The organism is Bradyrhizobium sp. sBnM-33 (genome assembly GCF_032917945.1).
Classification (GTDB): Bacteria; Pseudomonadota; Alphaproteobacteria; order Rhizobiales; family Xanthobacteraceae; genus Bradyrhizobium.
In genome coordinates this window covers 6868499-6881534 of the sequence record NZ_CP136624.1, presented here as the reverse complement: position 1 = coordinate 6881534, position 13036 = coordinate 6868499, and the positions used below count along the sequence as shown (strand labels likewise).

The following is a 13036-nucleotide window of genomic DNA, read 5'->3' as shown; positions in this document are numbered from 1 at the left end:
CTGTTGCGAGCTGTGTGAATGTCGATGTCCTGCCGTATCATTCGTCAGGTACTTTGCGGAAAGCAGAAGGCCGCAGTTTGGTTCCGGTCTCCCGCTATCCGTCGAGGCCTGCCACGGCAGCGTCCCGACCGCATCGCCGATAGCGTCACAACAGGCTCGAGAACAGTACGTAGAATTCGCCGACGACAGGCAGATCGCGGCCGGCAGCATCAGCACCCATGCCATCAGGAGATTGCGAACCGTTAATGACAGTTGGGCTATCCCGGCCGCGTACGGCCAGGGATGCGCGCGCTGTCCAGGCCAAAGGTGGTTCAAGGAAATTCCACAATATTTTAATCGCCCCTGTCGGAACGCCGCCCCCTCCATCCGTCCTTGTCGCAGGAGCGGCCGCGCGCCGGCTGGTGTCTGATGGAGAAAGGCAGCGTCGATGAAGGTCACACAGCATCTCTGGTTCGAAAAGGATATGGAGGCCGCGATCGGCTTTTACACCTCGTTGATCCGCGGCTCGTCAGTCCAGTGGGTCTCGTCGCTGCCTGCCGAGAGCCCGAGCGGCCCGCCCGGCAGCGTCAAGATCGCGGCCTTTACCCTGGGCGACCAGCGCTACATGGCGATCGAAGCGGGTCCCCTCGACCCGTTCAACCACAGCTTTTCGATTATGGTCGAATGCGACACGCAGGCTGAGATTGACCATTTGTGGGACGCCTTGAGGGAGGGCGGCAAGATCGAGCACTGCGGTTGGCTGCAGGACCGCTGGGGCCTCTCTTGGCAGATTGCACCCAAACGGCTCGGCGAATTGATGAATGATCCGGACCCCGCAAAAGCCAAGCGCGTTGCGGAAGCCATGCTGAAGATGGTCAAGTTCGATATTGCCGAACTGGAGGCCGTGGCGAGAGGCTAAAAGCGTCTCGATATGTGCCGCTGGAAGGTCGCATCGATAAACGCCGAGCGGTCCCATGCGCGTACAACGCAAGGCGCTGGAGCAAGTGGGTCGCGCGCTGCACGGCGCCGGGGCTGGAGGTAGGGAACCGCGCAGCGCGTCGACCATGTGGGGCATCATAGCGTGAGCAGACGTCCCACATTGCCTTGAGAATGCGATTGTGTCTTCTATCAATTAATGGTTGCAAGCGGGATTGTCAATTTTCCCGTTATATTTCACCAGAAATTGCGGCTGCCGGACTGGCGAAATTCAGGCCGCATGTGCCGATTTTCGCAGCACGTCGGCGGCGATTTTGAGGTCCTGGACGAAGCGCCGGTATTCGCGCGCTTTGGCATCGGCGTCCGGCAACCGCAGCAGATAGGACGGGTGTACCGTCACCAGCGCCCTGGTGCCGTCGGCGAGATCAATCGCGCGGCCGCGGTTCTTGTTGATCGGCGTAATTTTCCCGAACACGCTTTGCGCTGCGGTTGCGCCCATTGCCACCACCAGATCGGGTTTGATCGCGGCCAGCTCGCGTTCGTACCACTGCCGGCATGCCTTGATTTCCGGCGTGTTCGGTTTCTGGTGCAGGCGGATCTTTCCGCGCGGCACGAACTTGAAATGCTTCACCGCATTGGTGACGTAAACCGTGCGGCGATCGATGCCGGCTTCTTCCAGCGCGCGGTCGAGCATTTGCCCCGCGGGCCCCACGAACGGCTTTCCGGCGAGATCTTCCTTGTCGCCGGGCTGTTCGCCGACCAGCATGATCCGCGCGGTTTGCCGGCCTTCGCCGAACACGGTCTGGGTGGCATTCTTGTAAAGATGACAGGCGCGGCAATCGGCGGCTTCTTCGCGCAGCGTCTCGATATCATCGGCGTGTTTGCGGGGCATTTCGCTTGCCTTATAGCTGGCTTTCGGCAGTTCCGGCCGCTTCTGCGGCTCGGTCGCGGCATTCGCGATCTTCGCGTTTGCGCTGTGTCCGGCGCTTTCGATCAGGGGTTTAATCGATGAAGCCTCCGGCAGGTTCCACCAGTGATTCCGGGACGTCTCCTTTTGCATGGTCTGCACTTTCAGTCGGGCGGGATTGAAAATGCTGGCGTAATAGCGCCACCAGGTTTCCTCCAGCCGGTCCGCGCCAGGGGCTTCGCTTCTGCTGACGCCCGGCGTGAACGAGACAACGAGGCCGTCCCAATGCGCGCAGAGATCAGGCGTCAGGATCGACCAGGGCATGTCGGCGAAACGGCGCGCGAAGAACGGGGCGGCCAGTTCGACGATGTGGTGCTCCGGCTCGAACCAGGCGACGAAGTGCGATTTCTGCTCGCGGCCTATTTCGCGGAAGCGGACGAGGACATGCATCTTGTGCTCGTCGCGGCGCACGGCCGTTGCCATCGCGGTGATCTCAGCCACATCAGGATCGGTCGCGAGTTCAAGCAGATCGTGATGCGTTCGCAACCGCCATAGCAGGCGATAGAGCAGGGCGAAGCGCTCGGGGTTGCGGTGCAGGATCGCAACCTCCGCCAGTTCGACGAATTTTGCAGGCACGTTGAAGGTGCCCTGTGGCGGCTCAAGCGGCGGAGCGATCGGCTCGAACAGTTCGGGCGCATCATCAGCCACGCGCCAGCTCACGTCGGACGGTTTCACGCCATTCAGCGCCAGCGCGCGGGCCGCTTTACGCCAGCCATCGAAATCGGTTTGGCTATCGAGGGTGATGATGCGCATGTCACACTCTCCGTTCTCGTCATGCCCGTGCTTGACCCGGGCATCCACGTCTTTCCTTTCGTCGGCGACTAAGACGTGGATGGCCGGGACCCGTCTCCGCCAAGGCTTCGCCGGGCCACAAGCTCACTCGGCCGCCGAACTTTAGCGAAGGCGGCAGCCCGGCCATGACGGTCTTCAAAATCCAGCCATTTGAATCCCTTTGATTCCGCTCATGAATTGGCAAAGCGTCGATCTCGATTGACTCTGCCGGCGCTGTTAGCTTTATATTAGAACATATCATGAACAAATGAGCCAGCCCCGCGTTCACTCGGGAAGAAGCGGTAAAGGCCAATTTTCTGAAGGAACGGCGGATGAGCACCGCACGCACAAGCACGCTTGCGAGTTTGCGCGGAAGCATCGAGCGCCTGGAGGCGCATTGCGATGCGCATGACCTCAACAAGATTGCGCTTGGGCATAAGGCGGCGGATGCCGTGCTGCAGGGTGGGCTTGCGCTCGCAACGGTGCATGAAGTGTTCGCCGAGGGACACCAGAGCGCATCAGCAACCGGCTTCATCGCAGGGCTGGCGGGAAGGGTATCGCCGCGCCGGCCGCTAGTCTGGGTACGGCAGGATTTTTCGGAAATTGAAGCGGGCGCGCTGTCGATGAGCGGGCTGTGCGAATTGGGTCTCGATCCGCGGCTGCTCGTCACCGTGCGTGCCACCGACGCCGACGCCGCGCTGCGGACCGCCGCCGACGCGCTGGCCTGCGACGCGCTCGGCGCCGTCGTGCTGGAAGTCTGGGGGCAGGCGCGTCAGCTCGATCTCGTCGCCAGCCGCAAGCTCACGCTGGCCGCAGCAGCCTCCGGCGTCACCGCATTGCTACTGCGGGTGGCGGCGGAGCCGCGCCCCTCGACCGCGGAGACCCGATGGATCGTGCGCGCGGCGCATTCGCCGCCGGGCGCGTCTTCAATGCCTGCGGCGCCTTTAATGCCTGCGGCGCCCTGGAGCGCGTGGGGCGCGCCGGTATTCGACGCGCAGCTCGTTCGTAACCGTCATGGCCCGGTCGGCCGCTGGATCATGGAATGGAATTGTGATGAGTGCCTATTCAGTGAACCGTCGGCGTATCCTCAGCCTCTGGCTGCCACGCCTGCCCATCGACCGCATCAAGCGCAAGCTTACGCAGGCCAGCGCCGCGCAAGCTGAAAATTGCAAAGCGGTTTCGAGCGATGCTTTCTGCGACACGGGCAGTGCGCTCCCTCCCCCCTTGCGGGGGAGGGCTGGGGAGAGGGGTAAGCCACAAGCACCGCCGTTGCCGCCACCCCTCTCCCTAACCTCGAGAGCGAGCTTCGCTCGCCTCGGACCCCGCAAGGGGGGAGGGAACGACAGCAGTGCCCGGGTTGATATCTCTAACAACACGACCGGTGCGCTCCCTCTCCCGCTTGCGGGGGAGGGTTGGGGTGGGGGTGTCGCCGCGAGTCCCACTATCGAGATGACGCAAATCTTCCCCTCCGTCGTCGTCGCCAAGCAGCACAATGCCATCCTGATCCATTCCCTCGACGAGGTCGCCGTCCAGGCCGGCCTCTCGATCGGCCTGCCGCTCGCCAATGCCCGCGCGATCTGCCCCGAGCTGACGGTGTTCGACGCGGATGAAGTCGCCGACCGCAAGACGCTCGAAGACATCGCCGATTGGTGCGACCGCTTCACCCCGCTGGTAGCGCTCGATCCGCCGTATGGGCTCTATCTCGACATCACCGGATGCGCCCATCTGTTCGGCGGCGAGCGTGCGTTGCTGCAGATCGTCAACGGCGCGCTGAGCCGCCGCGGCTTTGCCATCAGCGCCGCAATCGCCTCCACCGCGATCTGCGCCCGCACGCTGACGCGCCACGCCTCCGGAAAGATCGTTGCCGATGGCGAGGAGGCCGAAGCCGTCAGTCCGTTGCCGGTATCTGCGCTCGGCGCCGGTGATGCCATCACCGCCGGCCTGCGCCGCGCTGGGCTAAAGACCATCGGCGACGTCGCCTCGCGCGCACCGCACGAAATCACGGCGCGGTTCGGTGCGTCTTTTACGGCGCTGTTACAGCAGGCACTCGGGCAGGCCGATGCGCCGATCAGCCCGCGAAAACCGCTGCCGGATTACATCGTGGAGAAACGGTTTCCCGAACCGGTCGCCACCGATACCGTGATCGCGATGAACCTGTCCGCGCTTGCTCAAATGCTTGTTACGGCGATGGACAAGCAGGGCAAGGGCGCGCGGCGGCTGGAGGCGAGCTTCTTCCGCACCGATGGCGCGGTGCGGACGATTCCCGTAGACACCGGGCGTCCGGTGACGAAGGCTGATGTGATCGACCGCCTGTTTCGCGAACGGCTCGATGCGCTCAACGATCCCCTCGATCCCGGTTTCGGTTTCGATCTCATCCGCCTTTCCGCCTGCCGCACCGAAATCGTGGTGCAGCAGCAGCGCGATCTCGATGCCAACGTCCATGACAATGACGAACTGTCCGCGCTGATCGACCGCATCGCCGCGCGTATCGGCGGAAAACGCGTGGTCGTGCATCTGCCGGAGGATACGCATATTCCCGAACGCGCGGTGCTGTCCGTGCCAGCGCAGCATCATCTGGCGGCAGCCGCCCAGGCCGCCTGGCCGGAGCGCATCGAGGGCGAGCCGCCGCTGCGCCCGTTGCGGCTGTTCGACAAACCGGAGCCGATCAAAGTGCCGTTCGCAACCGTGCCCGACGGCCCGCCGCATCAATTCACCTGGCGGCGCGTCACGCACGCGGTGGTGCGGGTGGAGGGGCCCGAACGCATCGCGATGGAATGGTGGAAGCCGGGCGGCAATGGCCCGACGCGGGATTATTTCCGCATCGAGGATGAAGCGGGACTTCGTTTCTGGATTTTTCGCGATGGGCTCTATGAGAGCGAACCGGCGGACGAGGGAGACGAACCCGCTCCTATCAGATGGTTCGTGCATGGATTGTTCGCATGAAAAATCCTGTGCCCGACTATGCCGAAATCGGCATCACCACCAATTTCTCGTTCCTGCGCGGCGGCTCGGACCCGCGCGCCTATGTCCATCAGGCGAGCGAGCTTGGTATTCCCGTGATCGGCATCGCCGACCACAACACGCTGGCCGGCGTGGTGCGCGCCTGGAGCGAGCTCGACAACCCTGCCGTTACGCATAAGCCAAAGCTTCTGATCGGCGCGCGGCTCGTCTTCATCGACGGCACGCCTGACATTCTGGTCTATCCGCGCGACCGCGCGGCTTACGGCCGGCTCTGCCAGTTACTTACCCGCGGCAAACGCGGCGACGACATCACGCGGATCGAAAAGGGCGAATGCCACCTGAAATTCAATGACCTCCTCGATTTCGCCGAGGGCCAGCTTCTGGTGCTGGCGCTGCCGCATAGCTTTGACGTGGCGAGCGCGCAGGCAACCCTGGAGCGCCTGAAGAACTCTGATGCCGATGGCGTGTGGCTTGCCGCGAGCCTGCTCTACCGCGGCGACGACAAACGCCGCCTCGCGCGACTGCATCGTTTGGCGCTTGCCGCAAAAGTTCCGCTGCTGGCGACCAACGAGGTGCTCTACCACCATCCCGCCCGCCGACCGCTGCAGGACGTGCTGACCTGTATCAGAGAAAAGACCACGATCGACGCGATCGGCAGGCGGCTCGAAGCCAATGCCGAACGCTATCTCAAGCCTATCCATGAAATGGCGCGGCTGTTTCGCGATCTGCCCGAGGCGATTGCGGAAACCATGCGCTTTGCGAAGCGCATTTCGTTTTCGCTCGACCAGCTCAAATACCAGTACCCGGATGAGCCAGTGCCGCCGGGCAAGACCGCGCAACAGCATCTGGAAGACCTGACCTGGGCCGGTGTCGACAAATATTTCGGTGGGGTGATCGACGAGAAGCTGCGCGCCACCTTGCGGAAAGAGCTCGACCTGATCGCCGAGCTGAAATACGCGCATTATTTTCTCACCGTGCACGATATCGTCCGCTACGCGCGCAGCCAGAATATCCTGTGCCAGGGCCGGGGATCGGCCGCCAACTCCGCCGTCTGCTACGTGCTCGGCATCACCTCGGTCGATCCGACCAAGGTCGATCTATTGTTCGAGCGTTTCATCTCCAAGGAGCGGCTGGAGCCGCCCGACATCGACGTCGATTTCGAGCATTCGCGGCGCGAGGAGGTGATGCAATATGTCTACCGCCGCTATGGCCGCCACCGCGCCGCGATCATTGCCACCGTCATCCATTATCGCCCGCGCAGCGCAATCCGCGACGTCGGCAAGGCGCTGGGGCTGACTGAGGACGTCACCGCAGCGCTTGCCGATACCGTGTGGGGAAGCTGGGGCAAGGGCCTCAATGAGATGCAAGTCCGGCAGGCCGGGCTGGACCCTGCGAATGCGATGGTCGAACTCGCGGTTGCACTGGCCTCCGAGCTGATCGAATTCCCCCGCCATCTGTCGCAGCATGTCGGCGGCTATGTGCTGACGCAGGATAGGCTCGACACCTATGTGCCGATCGGCAACGCGGCGATGGACGAGCGCACCTTTATCGAATGGGACAAGGACGACGTCGACGCGCTTCATATGATGAAGGTCGACGTGCTGGCGCTGGGCATGCTGACCTGCATCCGCAAGAGCTTCGATCTGGTCGCCGACCACAAGGGTCGGCGTTACGAGCTGGCCGACATCAAGTCGCAGGACGACGACGAAGTTTATCAAATGCTGCAGCGAGGTGAATCCCTCGGCGTGTTCCAGGTCGAGAGCCGCGCGCAGATGAACATGCTGCCGCGGCTGAAGCCGCGTACCTTCTACGACCTCGTCATTGAAGTGGCGATCGTGCGGCCCGGCCCGATCCAGGGCGACATGGTGCATCCTTATTTGCGGCGGCGGAACGGCCAGGAAAAGGTGAGCTATCCCTCGCCGGCGCCCGAGCATGGTCCTTCGGACGAACTGTACCGCGTGCTGCACAAGACGCTCGGCGTGCCGCTGTTCCAGGAACAGGCGATGCGGATTGCGATCGAAGCCGCAAAATTCACGCCCGAGGAAGCCAACGGATTGCGCCGCGCGATGGCGACGTTTCGTAACGTCGGCACCATCGGCAAATTCGAGGCCAAGCTGATCAACAACATGATCGCGCGCGGCTACGACCCTGAATTCGCCAAGAGCTGTTTTGACCAGATCAAGGGTTTTGGCTCTTACGGTTTTCCGGAAAGCCATGCCGCAAGTTTTGCGCAGCTCGTCTATGTCTCGTCATGGCTGAAGCATTATCACCCCGACGCGTTCTGCTGCGGCCTGCTAAATTCGCAGCCGATGGGCTTTTACGCGCCCGCACAGATCGTCGGTGACGCCCGCAAGAACGGCGTCGAGGTGCGCGAGATCGACGTGTCCTACAGTTTTGCGCAGAACACACTGGAGCAGGGGCAGGGCAAGTACTGCGCAGTGCGCTTGGGCTTCCGTCAGATCGACGGCTTCCACTGGCTCGATGAAGACGAGGAGCGGCTGAAACGAATGCAGTCGTCGTTCCGGGATGGTGCGTTAGCACCAGACCCGGAACCTCGAGATTCCACAATGCGCAATTGCGCATTGGGGTTCGATGCTGCCGCATCGCCCCGGAATGACAAAGGCTCAGTCAGCCGCAAAGGAACTGTGCTCCCTCTCCCGCTTGCGGGGGAGGGTCGGGGTGGGGGTGCCTCCACGAGTCACACTGCCCGTGTGGAGAGAGTTTCCCCCACCCGGATCGCATCTTGCGATGCGATCCGACCTCAGAGCGAGCTCCGCTCGTCTCGACCCCCGCAAGCGGGAGAGGTGACTACCGACTGGGCCGACCGCATCGTCGCCGCCCGCCGACGCGGGCCCTTCACTTCGCTGGAGGAATTCGCCCGCGACACCGGCCTGCCGAAACGCGCGCTGATCCTTCTCGCCGATGCCGATGCCTTCCGCTCCCTCGGCCTCGATCGTCGCGCGGCGCTGTGGGCGGTGCGGCGACTGCCCGATGACGTGCCGCTGCCGCTGTTTCAGGCCGCGGTCGCCCGCGAGCAGCCCGACGAGAATGCCAAGCCGTTGCCCCAGATGCCGCTGCAGGAGCAGGTGGTCGCCGACTATCAGACCGTTCGGCTGTCGCTGAAGGGCCACCCGATGGAATTTTTACGCGAGATGTTCACGAAAGAGCGTGTCGTCGCCTGCAAGGACATCAACCACAAAAACGACCGCCGCCGTATCCGCTGCGCCGGCGTGGTGCTGGTGCGGCAGCGGCCGGGCAGCGCCAAGGGCGTCGTCTTCATGACGCTGGAGGACGAGACCGGCATCGCCAATATCGTGGTATGGCCCAAGGTGATGGAGCAGTACCGGAAAGAGGTGATGGGCGCGCGCCTGATCCTGGTCGAAGGCTACATCCAGAGCAGCCCGGAGCAGGTGACGCATCTGGTGGCGCAGCGGATGTTCGACCGCTCCCACGATTTGATCGGCCTCGCCAATGATGCGTTGAGCCGCAAGCATCCGGTGCCCGCAGGGCCCGCGCTGGTCGAACCGCTCAACGACGACCGACGCGAGCATCCGGATAATCCCGCGCAAAAAATCCGCCATCCGCGCGACGTCCGCATCTTGCCGCCGTCCCGGGATTTCCACTGAGCAGCGTCACCGGGGCGCGTCTTAGCCCGAGCCAGGAATCTATGGCGGCTGCGGATTTTCGACACTGGCTACTTCGTCACACCGTCCCGACAATCAAGACGATTTGAATAAAACGGCTAAGCAACACGAAAGCGAAATAAGCTTACAGTTTGACGGCGGTCGGATTCGGACATGACGACGAGATAACATTTGCAGTGCCTGGAATCATCGCGGAGATCGCGCGGTCTAGTCGTGGTCAGAAAGCCTGATCGAAAGCCATCCCGCGTCGAGAGAATCCAACTCTGGTTGTCGAGGGGTCGAGAGGTTGATGGACTTTGGGTAGGGACCAGGGAAGCCGAGCCTCATCCCGCCCTCCGCCGCGTCGAGGACGCGCTTCGACTGATCAAGAGCCACGACGCGCTTCACTACTACCGCGTCATCCGCAATCTTGAGCGAGTATGGGTTCACCTGCTTCCAAGCGCTGTCGCACACTACAATTCATCATTAAACGCTTGCGTATTTGATGAGCGTTTTGTTCTTGCGGAAACAACGACGCTTCAGATGATCGCCTCCACGATCATCCATGAAGCGACGCACGCGAGGCTGGATGTGTGGGGCATCGACTACGATGAGACGATCCGCTACAGGATCGAGGCGATCTGTCTTCGGCGCGAACTGAACTTCCTCATCAAGCTGCCGGACAGCGAGCATTTGCAGGAAGAGATTGTGCATACATTGGAATGGTACGCCACCAAACAGGACTATTTCTCCGATCTGAACAACCGAGAGCGCGACGACCAGGGAGCGCCTGAAGCATTCCGGTATCTGGGAGCGCCAGACTGGTTCGTCAGATGTGCGATGTGGCTCATCCGGAGACGACACGCGCGCGCTTCCCGATGAGATGATGGGCGCGCCTCATCCTGGTCGAAGCCTACATCCAGAGCAGCCCGGAGCAGGTGACGCATCTGGTGGCGCAGCGGATGTTCGACCGCTCCCACGATTTGATCGGCCTCGCCAATGATGCGTTAAGCCGCAAGCATCCGGTGCCCGCAGGGCCCGCGCTGGTCGAACCGCTCAACGACGACCGCCGCGAGCATCCGGATAATCCCGCGCAAAAAAACCGCCATCCGCGCGACATCCGTATCTTGCCGCCGTCGCGGGATTTTCATTGACGTCGACGGCGTCTGCACTACGCAGCAGGTGACGCCAGGTGAGCGGGCCTAGCTACTTCACCCAGAGCTTAAGGGGAACTCCCTGTCGACCAGGGCAATTCATCGTACCAGTATATGAGTCCGATAATTGTCCGCTATAGGTGCACTCGACGCCGGCAACCGATATTGTTGCATTCAATCTGGACGATGAGGCCGCGATTCGAAAACGCAGTGAACCGGTTTTCTCCTCCGGGCCATCCTGGGTGCAGATGCCAATGTGCTTCATCGTCAACGGCCCGGCGTATTCCGTCGTCGAGCCGGGAGCCGTTTCCGTAACCGTTGCAGTCAACTCCCACTCGCCGAGATGACCTGAGTATCCGATCACTTGGAGCGGCTGGGCAGCACCGGCCGGCGTCACGAGAATCCCCAGTAGGATCGGCAGAAAATATGCTTTCATAACGTGCTGCCCTGCCTTCCGCCTCAGCGCTTTTGCAGGAAGGCCTGCGCGTCGGCAACCTCAGTGCGCTCCTTGTCTGCGCCTTCGGCGATCGCGACGACTTTGCCGTAATACTCCCGCGCCTTGGCAAGGTCGCCGGATCTTTCGGCAGCCACGGCCGCACCCGCATAGGCGCCGAGCCGATTGGGCTCCTTCCTCAGCGTCGCTTCGAAAGCGGCGAGCGCTTCCTTGGGCATGCCACGCTCAAGCAGCATGGAGCCGTATAGCTCGCGCGCCGGCTTCGGAACGCCCGGAGTCACCGGATGCTTTTCTGTCTTGTCCTCGGCATCGGCGGCCGCGCTCATCGCGGCCAGCGCCTCATCCTGCTTGCCTTCGGCATAGAGAACCCAGGCGGCAGCGACCTGCCTCTGGATGTCCACCTGCTCCGACCAATAGGCGTCCTTTGCCGCACGCAACTTGTCACCAAGCTCGGCGAGCTTGGTGATGTCGGCCTTGGCGGCTTCAGGATTGCCTGAGCGAGCCGCCCCGAGCGCACGCACGGAATAGGTAATCGCCTGCACCTGGGCAAGGGGGCTTGGACGGACCTGAAGATTCGCAGCCGCCTTCCAGTCACCGCGTTCCACCGCGTAACGTGCCGGCGAGATGGCCAGCGCGTAAGGCCCGGGCAGGAAGGTCTCGGTAAAGCCGGTGATCGCCGTCATCTCGTTGATGATGGCCTTGGCTTTGTCGTCCTGCCCGAGCTGCAGGTAGGCATAGACCTGGTAGTCCATGGCGTGTAGCTGATCGTGGAGGTCTCCGGATTCCTTGGCAACGCGCGCGGACTCGGCGTTGGATGCGATCGATTCAGTCCAATAGCCGACGCGGGTGAAAATGTGCGACGGCATGTGCTGGGCATGAGGCGAAGCTGGCGCGATTTTGGCGTAACGCCGCGCCGCGTTGAGGCCTTTCTCGGCAATCGGCGGATAGTCGTAAAGATGGATCAGATAATGCGAAACGCCTGGATGCTGCGGCTGGCGTTCTGCAATCGGCTCCAGGATCGCCGCTCCCTTGAGTTGGCTGGCGTAGGTCTTGTCGGCAGGTGATGCCGAAGTATTGAGCGCGAGGGCATAATGGATCTGCGCCTCGTCATCGCTGGGATAGCGCTGCGCCAGTTGCTCCATCGCTTTCGCGTAGGCCTGAATGCGGGTGCGGTGATCGACCTTCTCGTGATCGGCATACATGACGGCGAGCGCGTCGATATAGTCACGTTCGCGTTGTGTCTTGGCGCCGACGGCCTTGCCCTTCGCGATCATGGCCACGCCCTCGGTCAAATTCTTTGCGGGCGTCGGAATGTGGGGATTCCACAGCAAGCTTAGCGCGATGCCCCAATAGGCAATGCCACATTCGGGGTCGGCCTTCAGTGCATCTTCGAACACCTTTTGCGAGGCGCGATACCAGAACGAGTGCTGGTACAGCATCCCCTGATTAAAGAGCTTCTGCGCTTCCGGTTTGCACGAAGTTTCGAAATTCACCGTACCGAGCTTGTCGTCTGATTGTGCCAATGCGGGTTGCGCGAGCGAAAATCCAGCCGCCGCTATGGCGGCAACCGCGAATGATGTTTTGGTCATGATTAAAGCTCCAAGGCAGGATTAAAAAACCGACAGAGCGCGCTGAGATTATGCGGATTGCATGGGGCGCGCCACGTTTTTTATCTGGCACCGCAGGGCAGGTCAGCGATGCTTACGCTTGTTGGAGGCGCTCGAGGACGAGACCAGTATCATCAACGTCGTGGTATGGCCGAAGGTGATGGAGCAGTACCGCAAAGAAGTGTTGGGCGGGCGCGCCTGATCCTGGTCGAAGGCTATATCCAGAGCAGTCCGGGGCAGGTGAGGCATCTAGTGGCGCTGCGGATGTTCGACCGCTCCCACGATTTGATCGGCCTCGCCAATGATGCGTTAAGCGCAAGCATCGGGCGCCCGCAGGGCCCGCGCTGGTCGAACCGCTCAACAACGATCGCCGCGAGCATCCGGATAATCCCGCGCAAAAAATCCGCCACCCGCGCGACGTCCGCATCCTGCCGCCGTCACGGGATTTTCATCGAGCCGCTCTTTTCGGACGGCGTGACCGCCGGGTGTTGGCCGCACACCGAGATGAAATCCGTCCGGGAGGCGTATGTTTGGGGAACCGGGATTTCGGATGTGCGTTCGATTCACATGACCTGCGGAGCGCG

The 13036-nt window shown here is 62.1% G+C and carries 8 protein-coding genes and 2 pseudogenes; 7 read left to right on the top strand and 3 right to left on the bottom strand.

Annotated features, from left to right (window positions below; genetic code table 11):
* Positions 1 to 427: 427 nt before the first annotated feature.
* Complete coding sequence (locus RX328_RS32505; protein WP_213253929.1) at positions 428 to 898, top strand: VOC family protein; 471 nt, start codon at positions 428 to 430, stop codon at positions 896 to 898.
* 288 nt (positions 899 to 1186) lie between these two features.
* On the opposite strand, the gene RX328_RS32500 is transcribed toward RX328_RS32505, so the two are convergent.
* Positions 1187 to 2635 (bottom strand): UdgX family uracil-DNA binding protein, encoded by a 1449-nt coding sequence (locus RX328_RS32500; RefSeq protein WP_213253930.1) that lies wholly within the window; start codon positions 2633 to 2635, stop codon positions 1187 to 1189.
* Positions 2636 to 2985: 350 nt separating this feature from the next.
* Here RX328_RS32500 and RX328_RS32495 point away from each other — a divergent pair, with 350 nt between their 5' ends.
* The 5 genes and pseudogenes from RX328_RS32495 to RX328_RS32475 all read left to right on the top strand — a co-directional run.
* A complete protein-coding gene (locus tag RX328_RS32495; RefSeq protein WP_213253931.1) occupies positions 2986 to 3816 on the top strand; it encodes an ImuA family protein in 831 nt (276 codons plus the stop codon).
* Between the two features lie 286 nt (positions 3817 to 4102).
* A complete protein-coding gene (locus RX328_RS32490) occupies positions 4103 to 5596 on the top strand; it encodes a Y-family DNA polymerase (RefSeq protein WP_213253932.1) in 1494 nt (497 codons plus the stop codon).
* Positions 5593 to 9240 carry an error-prone DNA polymerase gene (locus RX328_RS32485; protein ID WP_213253933.1) on the top strand — a complete coding sequence of 1216 codons (3648 nt, stop codon included), beginning with the start codon at positions 5593 to 5595 and terminating at the stop codon, positions 9238 to 9240. The genes RX328_RS32490 and RX328_RS32485 overlap by 4 nt, the downstream gene beginning before the upstream one ends.
* Before the next feature lie 231 nt (positions 9241 to 9471).
* A complete protein-coding gene (locus RX328_RS32480) occupies positions 9472 to 10119 on the top strand; it encodes a hypothetical protein (RefSeq protein WP_317258550.1) in 648 nt (215 codons plus the stop codon).
* A gap of 8 nt (positions 10120 to 10127) precedes the next feature.
* A pseudogene (locus RX328_RS32475) lies at positions 10128 to 10391 on the top strand (hypothetical protein); the annotation flags it as partial.
* Between the two features lie 52 nt (positions 10392 to 10443).
* Here the strand turns inward: RX328_RS32475 and RX328_RS32470 are convergent.
* Together RX328_RS32470 and RX328_RS32465 are read right to left on the bottom strand one after the other, a co-directional pair.
* Positions 10444 to 10827 (bottom strand): hypothetical protein, encoded by a 384-nt coding sequence (locus tag RX328_RS32470; RefSeq protein WP_213253935.1) that lies wholly within the window; start codon positions 10825 to 10827, stop codon positions 10444 to 10446.
* Positions 10828 to 10850: 23 nt separating this feature from the next.
* A complete protein-coding gene (locus RX328_RS32465; RefSeq protein ID WP_213253936.1) occupies positions 10851 to 12434 on the bottom strand; it encodes a hypothetical protein in 1584 nt (527 codons plus the stop codon).
* Between the two features lie 127 nt (positions 12435 to 12561).
* Here RX328_RS32465 and RX328_RS32460 point away from each other — a divergent pair.
* A pseudogene (locus tag RX328_RS32460) lies at positions 12562 to 12904 on the top strand (error-prone DNA polymerase); the annotation flags it as partial.
* Positions 12905 to 13036 lie beyond the last annotated feature (132 nt).